Source organism: Sphingomonas sp. Leaf34, from assembly GCF_001421805.1.
In the GTDB taxonomy this organism is placed as follows: domain Bacteria; phylum Pseudomonadota; class Alphaproteobacteria; order Sphingomonadales; family Sphingomonadaceae; genus Sphingomonas.
Window position 1 is genome coordinate 536,268 of record NZ_LMLC01000004.1, and the last position, 23,280, is coordinate 559,547.

The following is a 23,280-nucleotide window of genomic DNA, read 5'->3' on the forward strand; positions in this document are numbered from 1 at the left end:
TTTCGACCTTGGTGGACGATGCGCCGAGAGTGGGCGCGGGCACCTGAACGCAGGGTGGCGGACAGGTGAAATCCGCGTCATGCGCCGAGAGAAGAGGCGATCCTCCCCCGCCAGGGGGAGGTGGCGCCGAAGGCGACGGAGGGGGCGGACACGGAGCGGCGGTTTCCCTTTCCTCCCCCTCCGTCTGGCAAGTGCCAGCCACCCCCCCCCCTGGCGGGGGAGGATTGTAGGTGGCTACGGCGTGACCTCGACACCGTCCCAGGCGAACAGCTTGCCACTGTCGGGGGCGCGCAGGCCGTCAATCACGTCGAGTAGCTGGACTGCTGCGCGGTCCGGCTTGAAGAGATTGCCCGGCGTCACATTGCCTTGGAACGGCGCCGACAGCCCGGTGTCCACCGTCCCCGGATGCAGCCCCACGACGATGCCGCTGGAATTGCGGCGCTTGTCCTCGATCGAGATCGTCTTCACGAGCTGGTTCAACGCCGCCTTTGACGCACGATAGCCGTACCAGCCGCCGAGCCTGTTATCGCCGATGCTCCCGACCCGCGCCGACAGCACGGCGAACACGATCCGCCCCGCCTTTGGCATGGTCGGCAGGAAGTGCTTCGCCACCAGCGCCGGCCCGATCGCGTTGATCGCGAAGTTGCGCGCCATCCACACGGGGTCGAGCTCGCGCATCGCCTTTTCGGGGCCTTTGTCGCCGTCGTGGAGCAATCCCGTTGCGACCACTACCAGCGTCGGCGACCCGACACGTGCGGCCGCTGCGGCAATGCTCGCCTCGTCCTCCAGATCGAGATGCCGGTCGCCGCTCTCCGACCGTGCAAATCCATAGACCCGATCGAACGCGCCCTCCTCGATCAGCGCCTCCTCCAGTGCCTTCCCAATGCCGCCCGAGGCGCCGATGACGACCGCGCTGCTCATTTGCGTACGAACCGGAACTGCGTGTCGCTGCTGCCCGCCGCGTCATAGGCATAGCCGTCGCTGTCGAACCCCTTGATCCCCTCGATGTCGTCGATCCGGTGCTCGACCAGCCAGCGCGCGACCATGCCGCGCGCCTTTTTGGCGTGGAAGCTGACGAACTTCTGCGCCTCGCCCTCGCGGAAATCGATCGCCACGACGCGGATCGACGCGGGCAGCTTCCCCTGCGCCGCCGCCCAATATTCCTGGCTGGCGAGGTTCAGGATCGTCCCCGCCCCCTCCGCCTCGACATCGGCGGCGAGCAGCTTGGCGATCCGGTCGCCCCACCAGTCGGTCAGCTTCGTCTTCCGCGGCGCCCAGCGCGTGCCCATCTCCAGCCGATAGGGGCGCATCAGGTCGAGCGGCCGCAACAGGCCGTACAGCCCCGACAGCAACCGGACATGATCCTGCGCATACGCCACCGCCACCTCGTCGAGCGTCTTGGCCTCGAGGCCAGTATAGACGTCGCCCGCGAACGCGAACATCGCCGGCCGCTCGGGCAGCGTGTCGAAATCGCGGAATCTGTCCGCGTTCAGCTTCGCCAGTGCGGGCGAGATGTGCATCAGCTCGGCCAGCTTCTTCTGCGTCAGATGCGCCGCGGCATGCGCCAGCGTCGTCGCCTCGGCGGCAAAGCGCGGTATCGTCGGCTCGAGATTGGGCAGGGCGCTCTCGTAATCGAGCGTCTTGGCGGGCGATAGGACAGCGATCATCGCCGCGATCTAGCGAGCGCGGCGAGTGCGTTCAATCGACGTTCACGCGCTAATTTGCAGGGGGCTAATTTGCAGACGGGGGATCCGGACCGCTTGCTTGAACGTATGCACCACGGACCATATAGCGTCGCGGCGCGCCACCGAGGTGAGCGGGCTGACGCAGAGGGAGAGTTTCCGCATGAAGACCATTTCCAAGCTTGCACTGGTTGCGGCGTTCGCCACCGGCGTGAGCAGCATGGCGCTCACCACGCCCGCCTTCGCCAAGGACAAGAAGGCCGATGCCGCGGCGACCGTGAAGCTGAGCCCCGAAGTCCAGAAGCCAGGGCTGGCTGCGCAGACTGCGCTGGCAGCCAAGGATTATCCGACCGCGCAGACCGCGATCGACCAGGTCGATGCCGCTGCTAAGTCAGATTACGAGAAATATATCGGCGCCGCGCTGCGTTATCAGCTCGAATCCGAGAAGCTCATTGCGGCACAGACCGCGAACCCGAATGCACCCATCAACGAAACCACGCTGGCGACACCGCTCGACGCGCTGATCGCCAACCCGGCGACGCCGGCTGCCGACCGCGGCCGCTACGCCTATCGCCGCGGCGCGCTCGCCTTCAACGGCAAGCAATACCCGGTCGCGCTGCAGTATTTCGCCAAGGCCAAGGAACTCGGCTACACCGATCCGAACCTGCCATTGCAGATTATCAAAGCAAAGATGGATAGCGGCGATGTCGCCGGGGCCACCGCCGATCTCGATGCCGCGATCACGCAGATGACCGCGTCGGGCCAGAAGGCACCCGAGGAATATTATCGCTACGCAGTCGCCAAGTCGTATGCCGCCAAGCGCAAGCCCGAGACGATGGCATGGCTGAAGAAGTGGATCACCGCCTATCCCTCCGCCAAGAACTGGCGCGACGTGCTGATCCTGTCGGGCATCCAGAAGGACGCGCTGATCACGCTCGACGAGCCGCAAAAGGTCGATATTTTCCGCCTGATGCGCGCAACCAACTCGCTCGCCGATCAGACCGACTATCTGCAATATGCAGACAGCGTAAACCGTCGTGGCCTGCCGAGCGAAGCGCAGGCCGTAATCAAGGAAGGTCTGGCATCGGGCAAGATCCCGGCGTCCAACACGATGGCCAAGAGCCTGCTGGCAGATGCGACCAAGAACATCGCCGCCGATGGTCCGTTGTCGGGTCTGGAAAAGCGCGCTGCGACGGCACCGAACGGCAAGCTGGCCGCAGGGACCGCGGATGCGTATCTCGGTCAGAACAACTACGCCAAGTCGGTAGAGCTCTATCGCCTGGCGCTGACCAAGGGTGGCGTCGATGCCGACGACGTGAACCTGCATCTGGGTATCGCGCTTGCACGCTCGGGCGACAAGGCAGGGGCCGCGACCGCGTTCTCGGCGGTGAAGGCATCGCCCAAGGCGGACGTCGCGGGTCTGTGGACCACGTGGCTCGGCGCACCGGCCGCCTGAGCGACCGGCGTCTTGTGAAAGGGAAACAGGGCGGCAGCGATGCCGCCCCGTTTTCGGTCGGGGGATTAAATCCTTCCCGGCTAGAAAATGGCGCCGAAGGCGACGGAAGGGGGAGGGCGCGGAACAGCAGTGTCCGGTTCCACGTCAGCTTCGGCAGCCCTTCCTCGGAGGGATCGGCCAGGGTCGTAACGTTAGTGAGCAGGCGCCCACCGACGACGCGTCAGTCCACCACGACCGGGATCCCCGACAGCGCCTTGGCGGTCCGGATCGTCAGCGATGTCTTGACGCTTGCCACGTTCGGCGCTGGCGTCAGGTGCGTCGTCAGGATCTCCTGGAAACTCTTCAGATCCGCCGCGACGATCTTCAGGATGAAGTCGATTTCGCCGTTGAGCATGTGGCATTCGCGGATCTCCGGAATGTCGGCGATATGATGCTCGAAGGCGGCGAGGTCGTGCTCGGCCTGGCTGCGCAGCGACACCATCGCGAACACCGTGATCGGGAAGCCCAACCGGCTCGCATCGAGGTCCGCGTGATAGCCGCGGATCGCCCCTGCTTCCTCCAGCGCGCGGACGCGGCGCAGGCAGGGCGGTGCCGTCAGGCCCACCTGGTCGGCCAAGTCGACATTGGTCATCCGACCGTCGGCCTGCAACAGCGACAGGATCTGCCGATCGATCCGGTCAAAACTCATTTCGTGCAACTCCCGATAGGCATCGCAAACCAAGCGATTCATTCCTCATAGCGATAAGATTGTTGCGGCGAAACGCAATTGTCCCACTATGCGACGAACGTTCTCGGGCATCGAAATGCGCAGTTCCGTCATCGGGCCGGCGGCGTTAATGAATCGGTACGGAGAGCGTGGTAGGCCCAGCCAAACCGGGGAACGATGTGCGGTTCGACGATAGCCTGAAGACGATCCTCGCTGCCGATATGGCCACCGGTTTCGGCGCGCAGTCCGCGTGGCGGCAGCTCGTCGACCTGATGGGACGCGGGCGCGCGGCGGTCGACGAACCGGCGATCGCACGGCTGCGTCTGTTACGCCAGGCGGTGCCGCTCGAGGTCCGCGCCGCCAGCGCGCGCGCGCTCGCCTTTGCCCGCCCTGATGCGAAGCTGGTCGGGTTCTTTGCGGAGGACACGCTGGCGATCGCCGCGCCGGTCCTGCGGACCGCCACGCTTGAATCCGACGATTGGCTGGCGATCCTGCCGCGTTTGACACCCGAAAGCCGTTCGGTGCTGCGGCACCGGCGCGATCTACCCGCGGAGGTTCAGCGCGGCTTGCAGAGCTTCGGCCCGGTCGACTTCGTTTTGCCGCAACCCGACCTGCCCGCCGACCAGCCGGTCGAGGCGGTGCCGATCACCGTCGTAGACCCAATTGTCCTGGATACGGCGGTAGTTGTCGATCAGTCGGCTCCGTTCGTAGCGGAGTCCGTTCCCGAGCCCCAACGCCGTTCAGAGCCGGTATCTGAGACGGTTCCCGGCGCAAGCCCCGACCCGCACCCCCTCACAGCGCCGCTCGGCGAGACGCCGTTTCTCGCGCTCGGCGCCGTCGCGCGCGGTCTTCCGATCGTCGCGGAGGCGCTGCGCCACGCCAAGCTTGCCGAAGCCGAGCCCGTGGTTGTCGAGCCAGCAACCGCGTCGCCAGCAGATCGATTCGAGATTTCCGACCTCGTGGCGCGGATCGAGGCATTTAACCGTGACCGCACCGTCGATAACGCCAAGCCCGTAGCGGCACCCGCCGAAACCGAGACCTTCCGGTTCGAAACCGATGCGCAAGGCATCATCCGCATGATCGACGGCGTATCGCGCTCGGCGCTGGTCGGCGTCTCGCTGGCTTATGTCGCACAGCAGGGTGAGGCGCAGCTCGATGGCGTCGCAGCCGGCGCGTTCCGGCGCCGTTCGCGGTTCAGCGATGCGCGGCTTGAAGTCGGCGGGTTGTCCGACGCGTTCGGTGCCTGGCGACTGTCGGCCGTGCCTGCGTTCGACCACGCCTCGGGCCGGTTCATCGGCTTTCGTGGTACAGCGCGCCGACCACGCCGCGACGAGACCGCCGCACCCGTCCAGGCACCCTCGCCGGTATCCGATTCGCTACGCCAGCTCGTCCACGAGCTGCGGACGCCGACCAATGCGATCGCTGGGTTCGCCGAACTGATCGAGACGCAGCTGCTCGGCCCCGTCTCGCCGACCTACCGCGACCGCGCCACGATGATCCGGACGCAGGCGGGCGACCTTCTGTCCGCGATCGACGATCTGGACACCGCCGCGCGGATCGAGGGTCACGCTCTCGATCTACGACCGACGACAGTGCCGGTCGGTGCGTTGCTCGACCGCGTGACGAAGGAGCTGCAACCGCTCGCGACGTTGCGGGGGACGAGCCTGTCGGTCGCGATGCCCGGCGGAGACTGCGGTATCCTGGGTGATGATCGTGCGGTTGAGCGGCTGGTCGGGCGTCTGCTTGCTGCCTTGGTATCGGCCGGGCGGCAGGGCGAGCAGCTCGGCATCGTCGTCCGCCCGGTCGCCGACACCGTGACGATCGCGTTCGATCGCCCCGCCTCACTCGCGGCGCATGCGACCAATATCCTGCTCAGCATCGATGCCGAACAGGAGAGCGAAGACGGCGCGCCGTTGCTGGGGACTGGTTTTGCGCTGCGTCTTGCGCAGAACCTCGCGGTCGAACTGGGTGGTGCGCTGACGATCGGGCTCGACCGCCTGATGCTGCAACTTCCCGCGGCAAACGTAGCGGAAGCGGAGCGCGCCGCCGACGACCGGCGGTGAGTTATCGCCCGCCGCGGCCCACCGATGCTCAACGGGTGACCTGGCCCGAGGATTTCGGCACCCGTTTTACCGTCTTCGTGGACGTCGAAGAGGAATTCGACTGGCGCGCCCCGCTCGACCCCCGCAACCGCTCAACCACTGCGATGACGGCATTTCCCGAAGCCCACCAGCGGTTTGCAGAACGCGGGGTCGCGTTGGCCTGCATGGTCGACCATCCGATCGCTACCGACCCGGTCGCCGTCGCCATCCTGTCGCGCGTCGTCGAGGACGGACGTTCCGAGATCGGCACGCAGTTGCATGCCTGGGTCAATCCGCCGTTCGAAGAGGACCCTGCGACCACATATGCGGGCAATCTTCCGCTCGCGTTGGAGGCGGCCAAGCTCAGGTCTTTGACCGGGGCGATCGCGACGGCGTTCGGATCATCGCCCCGCGTCTATCGCGCCGGCCGCTATGGTATTGGCCCGCGCAGTTTTGCGCTACTGGCCGCGCATGGCTACCGGATCGATAGCTCGGTCCGACCCGGCTATGATTACCGGGTCGATGGCGGGCCTGATTTCTCGACGGCCGACGCCGGAGCGTACCGCGCAGGAGACATCGTCGAACTGCCGCTGACCACGGTCTTTACCGGGCATGCGCGACGGGGCGGTGGCAGGCTGTACCGCACGCTCGGGCATGTGCCGAAGGGCAGGGGTGTATTTGCCCGCGCGGGGCTTCTATCGCGGATCGCGCTCACCCCTGAGGACATGCCGATCGCCGATGCCCTCGAAGCCGTCGCAGTCGCGGCGGGTGAGGGATTGCGGTTGTTCAATCTGTCGTTTCACTCGCCCTCTCTGGCACCTGGGCACACGCCCTATGTCCGCGATGCCGCCGACCTGAAGCTGTTCCACGCGTGGTGGACGACCATGCTCGACGAGTTCGACCGTCGCGGCATCGGCAACGCCTCGCTCGACGAGATCATCGTGGCGCTGGGGTAAGGCAGGCTGACGTTCACCCGTTCGGCCAGACGTGATCCGGCATCCACCGTTCCACCAGGTCGACAGCGTTGCGAGCGCGGAGAGCGGCGGGTTCCGCGATAAGTCGGGACTGACGGGGGCCGAGCACGCCGTGCTAGGTCCTCAAAACCAGAAAGGGCGGCCCGTTGCCGGACCGCCCTTCTGATATGCAGATACTGAAAGCGAGATTAGCGCTTCGAGAACTGGAAGCTACGACGGGCCTTTGCCTTGCCGTACTTCTTACGCTCGACGACGCGGCTGTCGCGGGTCAGGAAGCCTGCGGCCTTGACCGTGCTGCGCAGCACCGGCTCGAAGCGGGTCAGTGCCTGGCTGATGCCATGCTTGACCGCGCCGGCCTGGCCCGAAAGGCCACCACCCTTGACGGTGCAGACGACGTCGTACTGACCTTCGCGCTCGGTGATACCGAACACCTGGTTGATGACGAGACGCAGCGTCGGACGTGCGAAATACACCTCCTGATCACGACCGTTGATCGTGATCTTGCCGGTGCCGGGCTTGACCCAGACGCGCGCGACGGCGTCCTTACGACGGCCGGTCGCATAGGCACGGCCCTGCTTGTCGAGGATCTGCTCGCGCAGCGGCATGGGCTCGCGGACCGGCTCGTTCGAGACCGGCGCTGCGATGTCGCCTTCGCTGGTCGGCAGCGTCTGTGCGGCGGGGGCAGCCGGCGCGGGCTGGTTGGTCAGGCTCGCGAGATCGGCGAGCGACTGGCGGTTGTCGGACATTATGCGCCCACCTTGTTCTTGCGGTTCATGCTGCCGATGTCGAGCACGGCGGGGTTCTGTGCCTCGTGCGGATGCTCGGTGCCCTTGAAGATACGCAGGTTGCGCATCTGCTCACGGCCGAGCGGGCCGCGCGGGATCATGCGCTCAACGGCCTTTTCGAGAACGCGCTCCGGGAAGCGGCCGTCGAGGACCTTGGCAGCCGTGATGCCCTTGATGCCGCCGGCGTAACCGGTGTGCTTGTAATAGATCTTCTTCGCGGCCTTGTTGCCGGTGAAGCGGATCTTGTCGGCGTTGATCACGACGACGTTGTCACCGCAATCGACATGCGGGGTGAACGACACCTTGTGCTTGCCGCGCAGGACGTTGGCAATGATCGATGCGGCACGACCGACGACGAGACCTTCCGCGTCTACGATATGCCACTGCTTCTCCACCTCAGCCGGCTTCGCCGACTTGGTGGTCTTCATGAGCGCCTTCATGGGCGTTAGACCTTCCAGATTGAAATCCACGCAGCGGCCGAATCCGGACGCCGCGAATGGAGGGCTAATGCTGAAGGGGGGCGTCTAAGTCAAGCTTTCCGCCGGTTTGCTGACGGGTATCATCATACCCGTCGTTGCAGCCGGGGGGCGCTGCCGACCGCGTGCGCAGCGAACATCGCGGCGATGAGCAGCAACGCGGCGTTGCCCTGATGCGCGACCGCGACGTCGATCTGCACGCCGGTCATAAGAGTTGCGATGCCGAGCATGATCTGCAGCGTGACCAAGCCGACGACGAAGAACCCCGCGCTGCTGCCGGCCTTGGTCGCCTTGATCGCAAGCCAGACGAGGCCCGCGGCGGCCGCGAACGCGAACCAGCGGTGGATGAACTGGACGACGATCGGGTTGTCGACCGCGTTGCTCCAGGCAGGGTTCACCATCGGCACGTCGGCGGGGAACAGCCCGTCGCCCATCAGCGGCCAGCTCGCGAATGCATAGCCCGCATCGAGACCGGCGGTGAATGCGCCATAGACGAGCTGTACGAACAGCAGCGCGAGCGCGACGATCGGGACCGTCGCCATGCGGGCAGGCGCGGCGAGCGGGTTGCGATACAGCGCCATCAGGTCGAGCGCGGTCCATACGATCCCCGCAAGGATCGTCAGCGCGGTGAGCAGGTGCACGGCGAGTCGGATATGGCTGACATCGGTCCGCACCGACAGCCCGGAGGCGACCATCCACCAGCCGATCGCCCCCTGGAACGCGCCGAGCGCCAGCAACGCCGACAATCGCCAGCCATAGCCGACCGGTATCCGCTTGCGCACCGCGAACCAGATCAGCGGCACGGCGAAGACGAGGCCGATCACCCGACCCCACAACCGATGGAGATATTCCCAGAAGAAGATCGCCTTGAACCCGGACACAGTCATGTCGGCGTTGAACGCGGCATATTCGGGGATGCGCTTATAGGCGGCGAATTCGGCCTGCCACTGCGCGTCGTTGAGCGGCGGGATGATGCCGCTGATCGGCTTCCACTGCGTGATCGAAAGCCCCGACTCGGTCAGCCGCGTGATCCCGCCGATCACCACCATCGCGACGATCAGGCCGGCGACGGTGAACAGCCACAGGGCTACCGAACGAGGACGGGCTTTGGTGAGGAAGGCGGCGCTGGGCTGAAGCATGGCGTTGAGATAGTGGTTTGCGCGGCGCTGCGCCATCGCTTCGTGGAGTGCCATTGCTTCATGTTGCCGGAGAATGTTGCCGGAAATGCCGCAGGTGGGGACATGGCGTTTGATTACGTCTCCGTCATCCTGACGAATGTCAGGACCCAGGGTAACGCACGCTGCCGCTTGAGGCGCTGGATCCTGACGTTCGTCAGGATGACGGAGGCAAAGCGGGTAACGGTCGACCAAAACCGCTAAAGTTCGACCAAAGATTCGGCAATGTAATGTTGTATCCTGTCAACGTGCCGTCTATATCAAGTGAACAATGACGCCCTCGGCCACGCATACCCACCGCTTTGCCGGTCTCGATCGCTATGCGATCGGCCTGTCCGGGCTGTGCATGGTGCATTGCCTGGCCACCTCGGTGCTCGTTGCACTGATGTCGACCGCGGGCGGGTTCCTGCTCGATCCGATCTTTCATGAGGTTGGGTTGACGGTCGCGATCGGACTCGGCGCGTTGGCGCTCGGCCGCGGCGTGCTCAACCATGGCTATATGATGCCCGCCGCGATGGGCGCGCTCGGGCTTGGCATCATGGCCGGTGCGATGACGCTGCCACACGATAGTGGCGGGGGCGAGACGCTGTGGACGATCGTCGGAGTCGGCCTGCTCGCGTTCGGCCATGATCTCAACCGCCGCGCGGACAGTTAAGTCGGGTTGCTGGAACCCCTCCGGCATCCTACTTCATCGGCATGGCGCACGCTCACACCCACACCGAACCGCAAGGCGCCGATCTCACCATCGCGGCACAGTCGACGCTCGAGAAGGCGGGCGAACAGTGGACGACGATGCGCGCCAGCGTGTTTGCCGCGCTGGCCAGCTTCGAAAAGCCGGCGTCGGCGTACGACATCGCCGAAGCCGTCTCGAAGGCCGAGGGCCGCCGCGTCGCCGCGAACAGCGTGTACCGCATCCTCGACCTGTTCGTCGGCGCCAACCTTGCGCGGCGAGTCGAGAGCGCCAACGCCTATGTCGCCAATGCCCACCCCGATTGCCTGCACGACTGTATCTTCCTTGTCTGCGACTCGTGCGGTCAGACCACGCATCTCGACAACGACACGATTACCAAGGGCGTCCGCAATGCGGCGGAGGCGGCGGGCTTCTCCCCCGTCCGCCCCGTGATCGAAGTCCGTGGTCGCTGTGCGGAGTGCGAGGCGAAATAGCCTCTGCCGCTGCTCGATCCTCCCCCTAGCGGGGGAGGATCGAGTTTAGGCCAAGTCCTTCCCCATGCGGACCATTGGTACCGGCACCGGCCCTGGCGTCTCGATCCGCTCGATCGGTAGGTACCCGCAGGCCCGGTACAGCGGCTCCCCCGCCAGCGTGGCCATCATCTCGGCCCGCGCAAACCCCGCTTCGCGTGCGGCCGCCTCGCAAACCGACAGCACCAGCCGTCCGACACCCCGCCGAACGAACGCCGGATCGGTGTACATCGCGCGGATTCGCGCCGCATCGCATGCCGGATCGAGCAGCGCCGCATCGCGCAACGCCATGCTGTGATCGCCGCCGTAGAGCGTAGCCCGCCGGCTCCACCCGCCACACCCGGCGAGCCGTCCGTCCGCCTCGACCAGCAGATACGTCCCGTCCGCGATCAACTGTGTATCGAGTCCCATGACCGCGCGGCTCGATTCGACCTGCGCGGGTGTAAGAAACCCGTCCTGCAACGCACCGATCGCGCGCGCCATCAACGCCGCGATCGCCGGGATATCCGCCACGACGGCAAAACGGTGGGTAAAGTCCATGATTGAGCACTTCCCGAGTGATTTCAGCGCGAATGCTACGTCAAGACACGGTAACAATCGACACGATACGCGCGCTGCATTAAGCCGGTGGGATGGCCGATCTTCCCGCGACCCCGCTGCTCGACACCGTTTCGACTCCCGACGACCTCCGCAAGCTGCGCCCAGACCAGCTCCGCCAACTCGCCGACGAACTGCGTACCGAGACGATTTCCGCTGTCGGTACCACCGGCGGCCACCTTGGCTCGGGCCTCGGCGTGGTGGAGTTGACCACTGCGATCCACTACGTCTTCGACACGCCGCGTGATCGCCTCGTGTGGGACGTCGGCCACCAATGCTATCCGCACAAGATCCTGACCGGACGTCGCGACCGCATCCGGACGCTGCGCCAGGGCGGCGGGCTCAGCGGCTTCACCAAGCGCAGCGAGAGCGAATACGACCCGTTCGGCGCGGCGCACTCGTCGACCTCGATTTCGGCGGCGCTCGGATTTGCGGTCGCCAACAAGATCGCCGGCACGCCTGGCAAGGGCATCGCGGTGATCGGCGACGGCGCGATGTCGGCGGGCATGGCATATGAGGCGATGAACAACGCCGCGCAGGCGGGCAATCGCCTCGTCGTGATCCTCAACGACAACGACATGTCGATCGCGCCGCCGGTCGGCGGGTTGTCGGCGTATCTGAGCCGGATCGTCTCCAGCCGCGAGTTCCTCGGGTTCCGCGATCTGGCACGGAAGATCGCCAAGCGGCTGCCCCGGCCGATCGCCAGCGGGATGCGCAAGACCGACGAATTCGCGCGCGGCATGACGATGGGCGGCACGCTGTTCGAGGAACTCGGCTTTTATTATGTCGGCCCGATCGACGGTCACAACCTCGACCATCTGATCCCGGTGCTCGAGAATGTCCGCGATGCGGAGGAGGGCCCGATCCTCGTCCATGTCGTCACCAAGAAGGGCAAGGGCTATGCCCCTGCCGAGGCCGCAGCGGACAAATATCACGGCGTCCAGAAATTCGACGTGATCTCGGGCGTACAGACCAAGGCACCGCCAGGGCCACCGCAATATCAGAATGTCTTCGGCGCGCAGCTCGTCGCGGAGGCCGCCAAGGATGCGCGGATCTGCGCGATCACCGCGGCGATGCCGTCGGGCACCGGGCTCGACGCGTTCGCCAAGGCCTATCCCGACCGGTTCTTCGATGTCGGTATCGCCGAACAGCACGGCGTGACCTTCGCCGCGGGCCTCGCTGCGCAGGGCCTCCGCCCGTTCTGCGCGATCTACTCGACGTTCCTGCAGCGCGCCTATGATCAGGTCGTGCATGACGTGGCGATCCAGAACCTGCCGGTCCGCTTCGCGATCGATCGCGCGGGCCTGGTGGGGGCGGACGGCGCGACCCATGCCGGGTCGTTCGACGTCACCTATCTCGCGACCCTGCCGAACTTCGTCGTGATGGCGGCGGCGGACGAGGCCGAACTCGTCCATATGACTCACACGGCCGTGCAGTATGACGACGGCCCGATCGCGCTGCGCTATCCCCGCGGCAACGGCACCGGCGTCGCGCTGCCCGAGACGCCGCAATTGCTCGAGATCGGCAAGGGTCGCGTCGTGCGCGAGGGCAAGACCGTCGCGATCCTGTCGCTCGGCACGCGTCTCGAGGAGGCGCTCAAGGCCGCCGCGATCCTCGAAGCCAAGGGCCTCAGCACGACGGTCGCCGATCTTCGCTTTGCCAAGCCGCTCGACGTCGACCTGATCCGCAAGCTGCTGACGACGCACGAAGTCGCGGTGACGATCGAGGAGAATTCGGTCGGTGGCTTCGGCGCGCACGTCCTGACGATGGCGTCGGACGAAGGGCTGATCGATGGCGGGCTCAAGCTGCGCACATTGCGTCTGCCCGACATGTACCAGGATCAGGACAAGCCCGAAGTCCAGTATGCCGAAGCTGGCCTCGACGCGACCGCGCTGGTCGACACCGTGCTCAAGGCGCTCCGCCACAATTCGGGTGGAGTCGCCGAAGCGCGCGCATGACCGGCCCGACCAAGGCCATCGTGATCATCGCGCTCGCGGTGATCGTGATGGTGTCGCTGAACATCGCGATGTGGCGACGGATGCGCGGTGGCCTTGCCGCCGCCAAGGCCGAGCAGGTGGCTGACCCCGAGCTGTTCGACGAGGACGGGTTTCGGATTTCGTGATTGGCGCACCACCCCGGCGAAAGGTCGGGATGGTACAGCGTACGACTGGTTGTCATCCACCCAGATAGTGCGTCTGCGCGGCATCGGTCGCACTCACCGCCAGGATCGAGCGTGCCGTGCTCGGCGGCAAGGTCTGCCCCCGCCCATCGCCGCTCGCCGCGATGACGCGTTCGAGCAGATCCTGCCCCTCGCGCCACCAGCCGATCCCGCTCGCAGCGTTCAGATGCCCCTGCGGCCCGGCGTCGACGAAGTGGCTGCCCCAGTCCGCCGCCATGCTGTGCGCGCGCTCGGGCGAGACCCACGGGTCGTCGCTGCTCGCGACCACGATCGAGGGGAAGGGCAGGGGTGTTCGCGGCGTCGGCGAAAAGCCCTTCAGTTCGGCCTGTGCGCCGCCGCGATCGACATCCGCCGGCGCCACCAGCAACGCGCCTGCGACCGGCCAGCCATAGGGTTGCGGACTGAGTTCGGCCCACCACGCGACCGCGAGACAGCCCAGGCTGTGCGCGGCGAGGATCACCGGCGCGTCGGCGCGGCGGATCGCCTCGTCGAGTCGCGTCACCCAGGCGTTGCGGTGCGGGGTGTTCCACATGCCGAGTTCGACGCGCACGGTGTCGGGCCGCGCGTCTTCCCACAGTGTCTGCCAATGCGAGGGGCCTGAACCGCCCAGACCCGGCACGGTCAGGATGGTCGGCTGGACGGAATCATACGGTGCGAAACTACCCACAGCGCTTCTCCTTCTCCAAGTCCCCGTTTCGGGGTGGAAAGCGTGACCGGGGGGACGCTCTAGGGGACGCCGGCTGATCACGCTTCCCAAGCCTCAACGTAATCCCACTGGATCGGTAGGCAATAGCATTGCGGCGAAAGGAAGGCAGCTTGCGGCGATCGGATCGGACGGCGATAGCGGGCGGATGGTGAAGGTAGGCGCAGGGTGAAGGTACGGGCATGGTAAAGCTCCGGGCAGACCAGATGCTGGTCGACAGAGGCCTTGTCGAGTCGCGGACGCGCGCGCAGGCATTGATCATGGCGGGACTCGTGTTCGCGGGGACGAAGAAGGTCGACAAGCCCGGCCAAACGCTTCCCGACGACGTGCTGCTCGACGTGCGCGGTCGCGATCACCCCTGGGTCTCGCGCGGCGGGATCAAGCTCGCGCACGGCCTCGCGCATTTCGGCTGGAATCTGGGCGGGGCGGTGGCGATCGACGTGGGCTCGTCGACGGGCGGGTTCACCGACGTCATGCTGAAGAGCGGCGTGTCGCGCGTCTACGCGGTCGACAGCGGCACCAACCAGCTCGCCTGGTCGCTCCGCCAGGATGATCGGGTGATCGTCCACGAGCAGACCAGCGCGCGCATCCTGACGCCCGCGCACATCCCCGAACCGATCGACCTGATCGTGTGCGATGCGAGCTTCATCGGGCTGGCCAAGGTTCTCGAACGCCCGATGAGCTTTGCCAAGCCCGACGCGAGGCTAATGGCGCTGGTGAAGCCGCAGTTCGAGGCAGGCCGCGAGGAAGTAGGGAAGGGCGGCGTCGTCCGTGATGCCGCCATCCACCAGCGCGTCTGCGACGAGGTCAGGGCATGGCTGACCACGCAGGGCTGGCACGTCGAGGGCGTGGTCGAGAGCCCGATCACGGGTCCCGAGGGCAATGTCGAATTCCTGATCGCTGCGCGGCATACGGCGCCGTCGTTCGCCCCCACCGTGCCGGAATGAACCACTAGCGGAACGATTCTCGGCGACGCACGGTTTACCGATCGCAAAATGCGCGGCAGGACGAGCGCGCGTCGAGACGGAAGGATGTGTGTGGGCGGTATCGCTTCGAAGGGCCAGTTGAGGATGTCGTTCCTCCGCTGGGCGGTCGTGACCGTGCCCCTGATCCTGCTGCTCGGGTTAGTCTCCGGTCGATCGGTCAGCGTCGGCAGCGACAATGCGTGGTACATGGCGCTTGCCAAGCCCGCGCTGAACCCGCCGGGCTGGGTTTTCCCGGTCGTCTGGACGACGCTCTACATCCTGATCGGTCTGGCACTCGCCATGATCCTGAACGCGCGCGGCGCGCGGTTGCGCGGGCTCGCGGTCGCACTGTTCGTCGGGCAGTTCGTGTTCAACCTCGCCTGGACGCCGATGTTCTTCGGCGCGCACCGGATCGGTGCATCGGTGTTGGTAATCGTCGCGATGCTCGCCTTGTCGATCGCTGCGACCGTGGTCTTCGCGCGCATCCGCCCCGCGGCCGCATGGCTGATGGTGCCGTACATGGTTTGGATCAGCTTTGCCGGCGTGCTCGCGTTCAGCATCGGTCAGTTGAACCCCGATGCCGAAACCCTTGCACCGGCGTCGCATACGTCCCAAATGCTGTGATGCAGCAGTCACGCCGACCGTTACTGCGATAGTCTCTGGGATTTTGAAGCAATGCAGTCCGAAAACCGCGTGTTCGACGATATCGTCAAGGTCTTGAACGGTGCGGCCGGTACGCTTGCGGGCGTTGGTCGCGAAGCCGGTTCGGGCGCGCGGGAACGCGCCCGCGAATGGCTTGGCGGGCTCGATTTCGTCAGCCGCGAAGAATTTGACGCGGTCAAGGCCATGGCCGCTGCCGCACGCGACGAGAACGACGTGCTGAAGGCGCGTCTCGACGTGCTCGAAGCCAAATTTGCTGCACAATCCACAGTCCATGCGCCGTCCGGGGCGTCGGTCGACTGACTTTTCCACAGTTTTCCGCAGAAATGGGTTCGGTGGGGTTGCCGTGGCGTTTTTGCCTCGGCACCCTCTGTTGTGCGATAAGGACCGCCAGGACCCTATGATGCTCGACCAAGTAGATCACGACCACGAAGACGCCGCCCCGATCGACATGCTCGAGAGCTATTACGCTGCGCATGGCTGGGAGCATGAGCGTCACGAGGACGAGATCGTCGCGACCGTCAAGGGCAGCTGGACGACGTACGAGTTGCGTGCGTTGTGGCGCGAAGACGATAGCGTGCTGCAGTTCCTCGCCTTCCCCGACATCAAGGTGACGGATGAACGCCGTCAGGCGGTGTACGAGACGATCGGTCTGGTCAACGAACAGCTCTGGATCGGTCATTTCGAACTCTGGTCGTCGAGTGGCATCCTGTTGTTCCGGCACGCAGCGATGGTCGATGGCGGTGACGAGGGGACGATGTCGCTGGAGGCGGCCGAACTGCTCGTCGAATCGGCGATCGAGGAGTGTGAGCGCTTCTACCCTGTGTTCCAGTTCGTGCTGTGGGGCGGCAAGACCCCCAAGGACGCGCTCGCCGCGGCGCTGATCGAAACGCACGGCGAGGCGTGAGCGCGGGTTTCCCTGACGGTCCGCTGTGGCTGATCGGCTGCGGCAACATGGGCGGCGCGATGCTGCGGCGCTGGATCGCCGCGGGGCTCGATCCGGCGACCGTGACGGTGATCACGCGAAGCGGGAAGGGGGCGCCCGACGGTGTCCGATCGCTGACCGCCTTGCCTGACGAGGCCGCGCCCGCCACGCTGATGCTCGCGCTCAAGCCGCAACAGATCGTAGCGGCGCAGGCGTTGCTGGCGCCGTTGCGCGGGGTGCCGGCGCTGTTGCTGTCGATCCTCGCAGGGGTCGATCATGCTGCACTGTCGGCGCGGTTCTCGGCGGAGCGCATCGTCCGCGCGATGCCCAACCTACCGGTGGCGATCGGCAAGGGTGTGACGTCGCTCTACACGGTCGGCGGACCGATGACGGCGGCAGAAGCGTTCGCAGCACCGCTCGGTCATCACGAATGGATCGCCGACGAAGCGCATTTCGATGCGGTGACGGCGCTGGCGGGGTGCGGCCCCGGCTTCGTGTTCCGCTTCGCCGACGCGCTTGCCAAGGCCGGCGCTGCGCTGGGGTTGCCGGCCGACCAGGCCGCGCGTCTCGCCATCGCCACGTTGGAGGGCTCGGCGATCATGGCCGCCGATGCGGACGTCTCGCCCGCCGTTCTCGCCGACCGCGTTGCCAGCCCGGGTGGATCGACTCGAGAGGGTTTGAATGTCCTCGACCGCGACGATGCGCTGGTGCGGTTGCTTACCGAGACACTGGCCGCCTCCGAGCGTCGCAATGGCGAAATGGCCGCCGCGGCGCGCTGATTTACGGCGTCAGCCGCGCAGACCGAATACCTGCGAGCGATCGCTTTCGGGTACCAGCCCCTCCAGCACCGCCCAGAATCCCGAGACCGCGCTCTGTCCGGCGCTGGCATAGGCCGCGGCCATGCGAACCCGCGCTGACTCGAACAGGTCGCGCTCCATTGTCGCGCCTTCCTCGGTCAGCCTGAGCAACCGCTGGCGACGATCGCGCTCGCCCGGGCGCGTTTCGACCAGCTTGCGGTCGGCGAGTTCGTTGAGCACCCGGCCAAGCGATTGCTTGGTGATCGCCAGCAACGACAGCAGCTCGCTGACCGTCAGATCGGGTTTGCGGGCAATGAAATACAGCGCACGGTGGTGTGCCCGCCCGAGGCCCTGTTCGGCCAGCCCTTGGTCGATCGACCGCGTCAGATGGCTATAGCCGAAATACAGCAGCTCCATCCCGCGGCGGAGCTCGGGTTCCCGCAGGAACAGGGGTGAGGCAGAAGACGCTGTGGCAGACATGTTGACCGGTTTAGCCATCGCCCGTAGTCGTCGGCAACCCGCCACGAGAGAGATTTTCGATGTCCGCTCCAGCTTCTACCGCGCCCTCCGCCTTTCGGCACGAACCGAACGCGACTCCGGTCGAGGCGAATGAGCGGGCGAAGCGGCTGATCGATCCCGGATTCGGGCGTGTCTTCACCGATCACATGGCGATGATCCGCTATAGCGAGACCAAGGGCTGGCATGACGCGCGGATCACCGCGCGCGCGCCGCTCACGATCGATCCGGCATCGTCGGTGCTGCATTACGCGCAGGAAATCTTCGAGGGGATGAAGGCGTATCGCCTCGCGGACGGCGGCACCGCTCTCTTCCGTCCCGAGGCCAATGCACGCCGGTTCCAGGATTCGGCCCGGCGCCTCGCGATGCCCGAACTGCCTGAAGACCTGTTTCTCGAATCGGTCGAGCGGCTGGTCAAGACCGATGCGAACTGGATCCCGGAGAGCGACGGCGGCGCGCTGTACCTGCGCCCGTTCATGTTCGCGTCCGAAGTCTTCCTCGGCGTGAAGCCGTCGGCCGAATATCTGTATATGGTGCTCGCGTCGTCGGTCGGCGCGTATTTCAAGGGCGGCGCGCCCACGGTGTCGATCTGGGTTAGCCAGCAGTACACGCGCGCCGCGCAGGGCGGCACCGGTGCGGCCAAGTGCGGCGGCAACTACGCAGCCAGCCTGCTCGCGCAGTCCGAGGCGATCCGCAACGGCTGCGACCAGGTCGTCTTCCTTGACGCGGCCGAGCGGCGCTGGGTCGAGGAACTCGGCGGCATGAACATCTTCTTCGTGTTCGACGACGGCAGCATGGCGACGCCAGCGCTCACCGGCACGATTCTTCCCGGGATCACGCGCGACTCGATCCTGACGCTTGCGCGGGCGCAGGGAATCGAGGTCCGCGAAGAGGGCTATACGATTGATCAGTGGCGCGCTGATGCGGCCAGCGGGCGGCTGGTCGAGGCGTTCGCCTGCGGCACGGCAGCGGTCGTCACGCCGATCGGTACGGTGGCGAGCCCCGAGGGTCGTTTCACGATCGGTAGCGGTGGCCCCGGCCCGATGACGCTGCAGATGCGCGACGCGCTCGTGTCGATTCAGCGTGGCACCGCACCCGACGACAACAAGTGGCTGCACCATCTCGCCGATTGACGCGCGCAAGGGCTTTTCACGCGGCGCGGCCCCGCTATAAGGCCGCCTCTGTTGGGGCGTCGCCAAGTGGTAAGGCAGCGGCTTTTGATGCCGCCATGCGCAGGTTCGAACCCTGCCGCCCCAGCCAATCCGTCTGTTTATGGCTTCAGGAACGGCGGAAATTCGTCGACTCAGCTGGAGAATGCGTGGCTGGGTCGGGACTGTCCCAGCGCTGCCTCAAGTGTTTGTTACAGGCGCATGAGACCAAACATGCCGATCGCCGGGCTCGATCCCCGGTTTCCCTGGGGGCCGATTACGGTTTTGTGCCGGCGGTGGGGGACTGTTCCAGGCCCGCGCGTCCCGCTTGGATACAGGACAAAGTGGCAACGGATGGACCCGTGCCAGCATCTGCGTCGGCGCACGCGTCCGGGCCGACAGCGGTGCGCTCACGAGTGTTGCGCCATGGTACGCCGCGCAGCGCTGTGCCACGATCACGGCACAGCGCTGCGCGCGCGACCGAGGCGTGGCGCGTGATGGCCACATCTCTGCGCCAGAGCAGCCGCTGACCATGGCAGATCTTGATACCGCCCCGGGGGCATGGTGTCGGTACGAGACGATCATCGCCTTGGGCGAGAAGCGTGCGATCTCTCCCACCAGTCATCGGTAAACCGCCTCCGCCGAAAATCGTAAGGACGAGCGGCGGGGAAGCGCTGCCGCGTTGCGATGCCTTTTGACAAGGCCGCCGGGTGTGCCCGTGCCGACCCCGCTTAGGAAGACGCAGGTCGCTAACGGGTACCGGAACTGAGGCTGGGGTGGCGCCGCTGCGGGATCGGCATCGTCCTGACGCCCGCACATTCGCCACCTGCATGTCCATGGACTGTTCGGGAACCACGCAGCCCGGCAGAGCCGCAGACCCCGTCGACCCGTCAGGCCAGGTCAGTCAACAACGACGAAAATGGATCTAATGCGTGTTGCCGATAATCAATATGCGAATTATCGTTTACCAATACATCGCGGGGGACAAAGCTGGTGGGTGAGGGGCGCCGATCAATAATGGAAAAGGATCGCGTTCTGACAGGTGCGACGATCCTGCTACGGTTGTTGCTAGTCCTGAACATCGTTCTGCTGGTGATGCTCATGGTAGCATTTGCGCTGTCCTGGCCACTGGGGCACGCGCTGGCGCTGCGCCTCGGTGCGAAATACGGGCCGTCGCTCGATGTCGCGGACGCGGTGATGGCAATGCGTCTGATGATGGCGTTGGGGATCGCCTGCGCGCTTGCGATCCATCCGATCTTTGCCAGCCTGCTCCGGATCGTCGCGACGGTGCAGGCAGGCGATCCGTTCGTCGACGCGAACGCCACGTTGCTTGGCAGGATCGGTTGGGCCCTGCTGGTCCTCCAGTGCCTCGATCTCGTGCTGGGCGCGCTGATGCGCTGGATCTCTGCTCTCAAGCTCGACTCGACCGGCTGGAGCCCTTCACTCGGCGGGTGGATCGCGGTTGTCATGATCTTCGTGCTCGCGCGTGTTTTTCGGATCGGCACCCGGATGCGCGACGACCTGGCAACGACGGTCTGATGCCCGTCGCGGTCAGCCTGGACGACATGCTCCACGCGCGGCGCATGACGCTGACCGAATTGTCCGAGGCGGTCGATATCACGCTCGCCAATCTGTCGATCCTGAAGACGGGCAAGGCCAAGGCGATCCGCTTTACGACGCTGGAGGCGATCTGCCGCGTGCTCGAGTGTCAGCCCGGCGACCTGCTCAGGGTGACCGACGAAACACCGGACGAAACGACCGCGACGAAGGAAACGGGGAAATAGCGAATGGACGCACTGGTTCTCGACGACGTGACGAAGCGATTTGGTGAGCGGGTAGCCGTCGACGCGCTCAGCTTCACGGTGAAACCGGGGGAGATCTTCGGGTTCCTCGGCGGCAACGGCGCGGGGAAGACGACATCGCTGCGCATGGTTCTTGACATCCTAAGGCCGACATCGGGCAGAATTGCGGTGCTGGGGTGCCCGCCGGGGCGCGAGAACGCAGCCGATATCGGCTTCATGCCCGAGGAACGCGGGCTGTACCGCGGGATGTCAGCAATCGATACAGTGACCTATTTCGGCCGGCTGAAGGGCATGACGACCGCCACGGCGCGCGCCAAGGGGCACGATCTGCTCGAGCGGTTCGGACTGGCGGGCTCGGCCAAGATGCAGATCGACAAATTGTCGAAGGGCATGGCGCAAAAGGTTCAGCTTGCCGCCACCCTCGTCAACAGTCCGAAACTGCTGCTGCTCGACGAGCCGTTCTCGGGGCTCGACCCGGTGAATCAGGGATTGCTCGAGGATGAGATACTTGGCGCCGCGTGCGGTGGTGCGACGGTGATCTTCTCGACGCACGTCATGCAGCATGCCGAGCGGCTGTGCGATCGGCTGCTATTGTTGGCGCAGGGGCGCAAGGTGTTCGAGGGTACGCAGGCCGAAGCGCGCGGGCGGTTGCCGGCACGCCTCGGAATCGTGTCTCGCGAGACGCCGATGCAATGCCCCGGCGTGGAGCGCGCGGAGGAGGTCGCGAGGGATGCGGGCGGTTGGCGAACGTACGACGTGACGCTTGCCGAAGGCATCGATCCCGGCGACGTCCTGCAATGCCTTACCGAACAAGGCATCACGCTGCGCCAGTTCGACCAGCACCGGGTAAGCCTGCACGAGGTCTTTCTGAACCTCGTGGGGCCCAACTCAGCCGATACGCAGGGGCGGCCGTCATGATTCACAACATCCTGCTCGTCGCGATGCGCGAGTTCCGGCAGATTACCGGTATGCGCAGCTTCTGGCTGACGCTGCTGATCCTGCCCGTCGCGCTCGCCATCGGACCGATAGCCACCAGGCTGATGGGTTCCGATAAGGTCCAACGCGTGATGCTGATCGACCCCGAAGGCCGGGAGGCGCTAGCGATCCGCGCACGGCTCGACAGCGATCTGCAGCGGCGCATCCTCACTTCGCTCTCACGCCATGCGCAACGCTATGATCTCGACCGGGCAGACCCCGCGGCGCTCTGGGCGCAGCACGACCGGCTCTACAGCGATGCGGAGGTCGCGGCGTTTGTGAAGGCGGGCGGCATGCCGGCCGCACTGGCAACGATGAAGCGCGCGGCGACCCCCGAAACACCCGCTTTCGATCCGCCGGAACCAGACTTCACGGTCGTCCCGACCCCGCCGGCGATCGCCAAGGCCGATCCCGCTACGCTCGATCGTCTGCTCAAGCCGCTGATCCAGCCGGGCGAGTTTGGCGACAAGACGACCAAGCCACTCGACTACGCCGTGTATATCCCGCGTCGGTTCGGGACCAGCACGACTGCCGTCCGCCTCTGGTCGAGCGAACAACCTAGCGCGAACTTCATCCAGCCATTGCAGTCGGTGCTGACGTTGCGGTTGCGCGCCGCGTATCTCCAGTCGACCGGTCTATCTCTCAACGAGGCGGCGGCTGCGACCACGCTGGTGCCGGCAATCGCGATCTCGACGCCGGCGCCGGGCGGCGGCCGCGAGCGGATGCTGGTACGCTCGATCGTGCCATTGCTCAGCGCGTACATCCTGCTGATGTCGCTACTGCTGTCGGGAAACTGGATCCTGCAGGGGCTGGTCGAGGAGCGGTCGAACAAGCTGATCGAAACCGTGCTGGCCTGCATCAGCCCGGACGAGCTGCTGTACGGCAAGCTGGCGGGGACGGTCGCGGTGGGATTGACGATGGTCGTGGTCTGGGTGCTGTGCGCGGCCGGGGCAGCATTCGTCACGCAAGGCGCCGTCGGCACGTTCCTGCGGATGGCGCTCGCCCCCCTCGCATCGCCCTGGATCATCCTGGTGATGCTGTACTTCTTCCTTGCGGGATATCTGATGGTGTCGATGATCCTGCTGGCGATCGGGGCTATGAGCGATTCGATGCGCGATGCGCAAAGCTATCTGACGCCGGTGCTGATGGTCATCGCAATGCCGTTTACGATCGTCGCGCAGGGGATCCTGTCGAACACCGGCGCCACCGCGCTCAAGGTGCTTACCTGGATCCCGCTCTATACCCCGTTTACGATGCTGGCGCGGCTCGGCGGCGGCGTGTCGGTGCTGGAAATCGTTGGCAGCGCGCTGACGCTCGCGGTGTTTATCGCAGTAGAGTTCGTCTTGCTTGCGCGCGTGTTTCGCGCCAGCCTCTTGAATGCGGGACAAAAGCCCAATCTCACCGCACTCGCCCGGCTGATGCGGCGAGAGGCCGCCTGAATGTCTCTCATGTGGTATAAAATCATCTATCCAAAAGGA

At 65.6% G+C, this 23,280-nt stretch carries 26 protein-coding genes and 1 tRNA gene; 18 read left to right on the forward strand and 9 right to left on the reverse strand.

Annotation, left to right across the window (positions count from 1 at the left end; translation table 11 throughout):
- Positions 1 to 234: 234 nt before the first annotated feature.
- On the reverse strand, positions 235 to 921 hold the full coding sequence (locus ASF00_RS13950; protein WP_055880193.1) for an SDR family NAD(P)-dependent oxidoreductase: 687 nt from the start codon (positions 919 to 921) through the stop codon (positions 235 to 237).
- Positions 918 to 1,667 carry a peroxide stress protein YaaA gene (gene yaaA / locus ASF00_RS13955; protein ID WP_055880196.1) on the reverse strand — a complete coding sequence of 250 codons (750 nt, stop codon included), beginning with the start codon at positions 1,665 to 1,667 and terminating at the stop codon, positions 918 to 920. The genes ASF00_RS13950 and yaaA overlap by 4 nt, the downstream gene beginning before the upstream one ends.
- 178 nt (positions 1,668 to 1,845) lie before the next feature.
- Here yaaA and ASF00_RS13960 point away from each other — a divergent pair, with 178 nt between their 5' ends.
- A complete protein-coding gene (locus ASF00_RS13960) occupies positions 1,846 to 3,138 on the forward strand; it encodes a hypothetical protein (protein WP_055880200.1) in 1,293 nt (430 codons plus the stop codon).
- Positions 3,139 to 3,358: 220 nt separating this feature from the next.
- Here ASF00_RS13960 and ASF00_RS13965 read toward each other — a convergent pair whose 3' ends face one another.
- On the reverse strand, positions 3,359 to 3,826 hold the full coding sequence (locus ASF00_RS13965) for an Lrp/AsnC family transcriptional regulator (protein ID WP_055880606.1): 468 nt from the start codon (positions 3,824 to 3,826) through the stop codon (positions 3,359 to 3,361).
- 197 nt (positions 3,827 to 4,023) lie between these two features.
- Here ASF00_RS13965 and ASF00_RS13970 point away from each other — a divergent pair, with 197 nt between their 5' ends.
- Together ASF00_RS13970 and ASF00_RS13975 are read left to right on the forward strand one after the other, a co-directional pair.
- A complete protein-coding gene (locus ASF00_RS13970) occupies positions 4,024 to 5,907 on the forward strand; it encodes a sensor histidine kinase (protein ID WP_200910545.1) in 1,884 nt (627 codons plus the stop codon).
- A 35-nt stretch (positions 5,908 to 5,942) separates the two neighbouring features.
- Complete coding sequence (locus ASF00_RS13975; protein WP_156348355.1) at positions 5,943 to 6,881, forward strand: polysaccharide deacetylase family protein; 939 nt, start codon at positions 5,943 to 5,945, stop codon at positions 6,879 to 6,881.
- Positions 6,882 to 7,087: 206 nt separating this feature from the next.
- Here ASF00_RS13975 and rpsI read toward each other — a convergent pair whose 3' ends face one another.
- The 3 genes from rpsI to ASF00_RS13990 form a co-directional block, all read right to left on the reverse strand.
- On the reverse strand, positions 7,088 to 7,645 hold the full coding sequence (gene rpsI, locus ASF00_RS13980) for a 30S ribosomal protein S9 (protein ID WP_082463439.1): 558 nt from the start codon (positions 7,643 to 7,645) through the stop codon (positions 7,088 to 7,090).
- Positions 7,645 to 8,124 (reverse strand): 50S ribosomal protein L13, encoded by a 480-nt coding sequence (gene rplM / locus ASF00_RS13985; RefSeq protein WP_060524218.1) that lies wholly within the window; start codon positions 8,122 to 8,124, stop codon positions 7,645 to 7,647. Before rplM ends, rpsI begins: the two co-directional genes overlap by 1 nt.
- Before the next feature lie 122 nt (positions 8,125 to 8,246).
- Positions 8,247 to 9,299 carry a COX15/CtaA family protein gene (locus tag ASF00_RS13990; RefSeq protein ID WP_055880618.1) on the reverse strand — a complete coding sequence of 351 codons (1,053 nt, stop codon included), beginning with the start codon at positions 9,297 to 9,299 and terminating at the stop codon, positions 8,247 to 8,249.
- A gap of 307 nt (positions 9,300 to 9,606) precedes the next feature.
- On the opposite strand from ASF00_RS13990, the gene ASF00_RS14000 reads away from it, so the two are divergent.
- Positions 9,607 to 9,990, forward strand: a complete 384-nt coding sequence (locus tag ASF00_RS14000; RefSeq protein ID WP_055880215.1) for a MerC domain-containing protein — start codon at positions 9,607 to 9,609, stop codon at positions 9,988 to 9,990.
- 41 nt (positions 9,991 to 10,031) lie between these two features.
- On the forward strand, positions 10,032 to 10,499 hold the full coding sequence (locus ASF00_RS14005; RefSeq protein WP_055880218.1) for a Fur family transcriptional regulator: 468 nt from the start codon (positions 10,032 to 10,034) through the stop codon (positions 10,497 to 10,499).
- A 45-nt stretch (positions 10,500 to 10,544) separates the two neighbouring features.
- Here ASF00_RS14005 and ASF00_RS14010 read toward each other — a convergent pair whose 3' ends face one another.
- On the reverse strand, positions 10,545 to 11,078 hold the full coding sequence (locus tag ASF00_RS14010) for a GNAT family N-acetyltransferase (protein ID WP_443024418.1): 534 nt from the start codon (positions 11,076 to 11,078) through the stop codon (positions 10,545 to 10,547).
- Between the two features lie 89 nt (positions 11,079 to 11,167).
- Between ASF00_RS14010 and dxs the strand changes: the two genes are divergently transcribed.
- Both dxs and ASF00_RS18580 read left to right on the forward strand, forming a co-directional pair.
- Complete coding sequence (gene dxs, locus ASF00_RS14015; RefSeq protein ID WP_055880224.1) at positions 11,168 to 13,090, forward strand: 1-deoxy-D-xylulose-5-phosphate synthase; 1,923 nt, start codon at positions 11,168 to 11,170, stop codon at positions 13,088 to 13,090.
- Entirely contained in the window at positions 13,087 to 13,254 is a 168-nt protein-coding gene (locus tag ASF00_RS18580; RefSeq protein WP_156348356.1) for a hypothetical protein, read from the forward strand. The genes dxs and ASF00_RS18580 overlap by 4 nt, the downstream gene beginning before the upstream one ends.
- Positions 13,255 to 13,306: 52 nt before the next feature.
- Here ASF00_RS18580 and ASF00_RS14020 read toward each other — a convergent pair whose 3' ends face one another.
- Complete coding sequence (locus ASF00_RS14020) at positions 13,307 to 13,978, reverse strand: RBBP9/YdeN family alpha/beta hydrolase (RefSeq protein ID WP_055880230.1); 672 nt, start codon at positions 13,976 to 13,978, stop codon at positions 13,307 to 13,309.
- A 218-nt stretch (positions 13,979 to 14,196) separates the two neighbouring features.
- On the opposite strand from ASF00_RS14020, the gene ASF00_RS14025 reads away from it, so the two are divergent.
- The 5 genes from ASF00_RS14025 to ASF00_RS14045 all read left to right on the forward strand — a co-directional run bounded on the left by ASF00_RS14025 (position 14,197) and on the right by ASF00_RS14045 (position 17,343).
- Entirely contained in the window at positions 14,197 to 14,961 is a 765-nt protein-coding gene (locus ASF00_RS14025; RefSeq protein ID WP_055880233.1) for a TlyA family RNA methyltransferase, read from the forward strand.
- A gap of 84 nt (positions 14,962 to 15,045) precedes the next feature.
- Positions 15,046 to 15,603 carry a TspO/MBR family protein gene (locus ASF00_RS14030; protein WP_235525838.1) on the forward strand — a complete coding sequence of 186 codons (558 nt, stop codon included), beginning with the start codon at positions 15,046 to 15,048 and terminating at the stop codon, positions 15,601 to 15,603.
- A gap of 51 nt (positions 15,604 to 15,654) precedes the next feature.
- On the forward strand, positions 15,655 to 15,942 hold the full coding sequence (locus ASF00_RS14035; protein ID WP_055880240.1) for an accessory factor UbiK family protein: 288 nt from the start codon (positions 15,655 to 15,657) through the stop codon (positions 15,940 to 15,942).
- Between the two features lie 97 nt (positions 15,943 to 16,039).
- Positions 16,040 to 16,546, forward strand: a complete 507-nt coding sequence (locus ASF00_RS14040) for a YbjN domain-containing protein (protein WP_055880243.1) — start codon at positions 16,040 to 16,042, stop codon at positions 16,544 to 16,546.
- The gene (locus ASF00_RS14045) at positions 16,543 to 17,343 is read left to right on the forward strand and encodes a pyrroline-5-carboxylate reductase family protein (RefSeq protein ID WP_055880246.1); all 801 of its coding nucleotides are present in this window, start codon (positions 16,543 to 16,545) and stop codon (positions 17,341 to 17,343) included. The genes ASF00_RS14040 and ASF00_RS14045 overlap by 4 nt, the downstream gene beginning before the upstream one ends.
- Before the next feature lie 9 nt (positions 17,344 to 17,352).
- Here the strand turns inward: ASF00_RS14045 and ASF00_RS14050 are convergent, their stop codons facing one another.
- Positions 17,353 to 17,841, reverse strand: a complete 489-nt coding sequence (locus ASF00_RS14050) for a MarR family transcriptional regulator (RefSeq protein ID WP_235525839.1) — start codon at positions 17,839 to 17,841, stop codon at positions 17,353 to 17,355.
- Between the two features lie 59 nt (positions 17,842 to 17,900).
- Here ASF00_RS14050 and ASF00_RS14055 point away from each other — a divergent pair, with 59 nt between their 5' ends.
- The 6 genes from ASF00_RS14055 (at position 17,901) to ASF00_RS14080 (ending at position 23,241) form a co-directional block, all read left to right on the forward strand.
- The gene (locus ASF00_RS14055; protein WP_055880254.1) at positions 17,901 to 19,010 is read left to right on the forward strand and encodes a branched-chain amino acid aminotransferase; all 1,110 of its coding nucleotides are present in this window, start codon (positions 17,901 to 17,903) and stop codon (positions 19,008 to 19,010) included.
- 52 nt (positions 19,011 to 19,062) lie between these two features.
- Positions 19,063 to 19,137: transfer RNA gene (locus ASF00_RS14060), tRNA-Gln, on the forward strand.
- Positions 19,138 to 20,042: 905 nt separating this feature from the next.
- Positions 20,043 to 20,564, forward strand: a complete 522-nt coding sequence (locus ASF00_RS14065; protein WP_055880257.1) for a DUF2975 domain-containing protein — start codon at positions 20,043 to 20,045, stop codon at positions 20,562 to 20,564.
- Entirely contained in the window at positions 20,564 to 20,809 is a 246-nt protein-coding gene (locus ASF00_RS14070; protein WP_055880261.1) for a helix-turn-helix domain-containing protein, read from the forward strand. Before ASF00_RS14065 ends, ASF00_RS14070 begins: the two co-directional genes overlap by 1 nt.
- Before the next feature lie 3 nt (positions 20,810 to 20,812).
- On the forward strand, positions 20,813 to 21,745 hold the full coding sequence (locus ASF00_RS14075; protein WP_055880264.1) for an ABC transporter ATP-binding protein: 933 nt from the start codon (positions 20,813 to 20,815) through the stop codon (positions 21,743 to 21,745).
- Positions 21,742 to 23,241 carry an ABC transporter permease gene (locus ASF00_RS14080; RefSeq protein WP_055880267.1) on the forward strand — a complete coding sequence of 500 codons (1,500 nt, stop codon included), beginning with the start codon at positions 21,742 to 21,744 and terminating at the stop codon, positions 23,239 to 23,241. Before ASF00_RS14075 ends, ASF00_RS14080 begins: the two co-directional genes overlap by 4 nt.
- The last annotated feature ends 39 nt before the right edge of the window (positions 23,242 to 23,280 follow it).

Excerpts from the sequence above, each read along its gene's own strand:
- ASF00_RS13950 (WP_055880193.1), bottom strand. The coding sequence starts at position 921 with ATGAGCAGCGCGGTCGTCATCGGCGCCTCGGGCGGCATTGGGAAGGCA.
- yaaA (WP_055880196.1), bottom strand. The coding sequence starts at position 1,667 with ATGATCGCTGTCCTATCGCCCGCCAAGACGCTCGATTACGAGAGCGCC.
- ASF00_RS13960 (WP_055880200.1), top strand. The coding sequence starts at position 1,846 with ATGAAGACCATTTCCAAGCTTGCACTGGTTGCGGCGTTCGCCACCGGC.
- ASF00_RS13965 (WP_055880606.1), bottom strand. The coding sequence starts at position 3,826 with ATGAGTTTTGACCGGATCGATCGGCAGATCCTGTCGCTGTTGCAGGCC.
- rpsI (WP_082463439.1), bottom strand. The coding sequence starts at position 7,645 with ATGTCCGACAACCGCCAGTCGCTCGCCGATCTCGCGAGCCTGACCAAC.
- rplM (WP_060524218.1), bottom strand. The coding sequence starts at position 8,124 with ATGAAGGCGCTCATGAAGACCACCAAGTCGGCGAAGCCGGCTGAGGTG.
- ASF00_RS13990 (WP_055880618.1), bottom strand. The coding sequence starts at position 9,299 with ATGCTTCAGCCCAGCGCCGCCTTCCTCACCAAAGCCCGTCCTCGTTCG.
- ASF00_RS14000 (WP_055880215.1), top strand. The coding sequence starts at position 9,607 with ATGACGCCCTCGGCCACGCATACCCACCGCTTTGCCGGTCTCGATCGC.
- ASF00_RS14005 (WP_055880218.1), top strand. The coding sequence starts at position 10,032 with ATGGCGCACGCTCACACCCACACCGAACCGCAAGGCGCCGATCTCACC.
- dxs (WP_055880224.1), top strand. The coding sequence starts at position 11,168 with ATGGCCGATCTTCCCGCGACCCCGCTGCTCGACACCGTTTCGACTCCC.
- ASF00_RS18580 (WP_156348356.1), top strand. The coding sequence starts at position 13,087 with ATGACCGGCCCGACCAAGGCCATCGTGATCATCGCGCTCGCGGTGATC.
- ASF00_RS14025 (WP_055880233.1), top strand. The coding sequence starts at position 14,197 with ATGGTAAAGCTCCGGGCAGACCAGATGCTGGTCGACAGAGGCCTTGTC.
- ASF00_RS14030 (WP_235525838.1), top strand. The coding sequence starts at position 15,046 with ATGTGTGTGGGCGGTATCGCTTCGAAGGGCCAGTTGAGGATGTCGTTC.
- ASF00_RS14035 (WP_055880240.1), top strand. The coding sequence starts at position 15,655 with ATGCAGTCCGAAAACCGCGTGTTCGACGATATCGTCAAGGTCTTGAAC.
- ASF00_RS14040 (WP_055880243.1), top strand. The coding sequence starts at position 16,040 with ATGATGCTCGACCAAGTAGATCACGACCACGAAGACGCCGCCCCGATC.
- ASF00_RS14050 (WP_235525839.1), bottom strand. The coding sequence starts at position 17,841 with ATGTCTGCCACAGCGTCTTCTGCCTCACCCCTGTTCCTGCGGGAACCC.
- ASF00_RS14055 (WP_055880254.1), top strand. The coding sequence starts at position 17,901 with ATGTCCGCTCCAGCTTCTACCGCGCCCTCCGCCTTTCGGCACGAACCG.
- ASF00_RS14065 (WP_055880257.1), top strand. The coding sequence starts at position 20,043 with ATGGAAAAGGATCGCGTTCTGACAGGTGCGACGATCCTGCTACGGTTG.
- ASF00_RS14070 (WP_055880261.1), top strand. The coding sequence starts at position 20,564 with ATGCCCGTCGCGGTCAGCCTGGACGACATGCTCCACGCGCGGCGCATG.
- ASF00_RS14075 (WP_055880264.1), top strand. The coding sequence starts at position 20,813 with ATGGACGCACTGGTTCTCGACGACGTGACGAAGCGATTTGGTGAGCGG.
- ASF00_RS14080 (WP_055880267.1), top strand. The coding sequence starts at position 21,742 with ATGATTCACAACATCCTGCTCGTCGCGATGCGCGAGTTCCGGCAGATT.